Below are 211 nucleotides of genomic sequence, written 5' to 3' on the forward strand. Positions count from 1 at the left end.
GAGATTGGTAGCCTCCGATGGCGGGCAATATCAACTTAGACGCTTTTACAATGGAGGTGGAATTATCTCAGTAACGGGAAACCCCATGAATGGCTGGCAAACATCATGCCCCGCTGGGTATTCAGATACCGCGTACTGGACGGGTCAGAGTTATCAATTTTCAGAATGGGATGCTTTTTACGAGATGCATTTCTGCAACCCATTGGCTTGA

1 protein-coding gene is annotated in these 211 nt (G+C 47.4%); it reads left to right on the plus strand.

Annotation, left to right across the window (positions count from 1 at the left end; all coding sequences use genetic code 11):
• A partial coding sequence (locus tag MY55_RS24155) for a hypothetical protein (RefSeq protein WP_208856087.1) occupies positions 1-211 on the plus strand: 211 nt, incomplete at its 5' end.

Origin of the sequence: Chromobacterium subtsugae, from assembly GCF_001676875.1 — a bacterium.
GTDB lineage: Bacteria > Pseudomonadota > Gammaproteobacteria > Burkholderiales > Chromobacteriaceae > Chromobacterium > Chromobacterium subtsugae.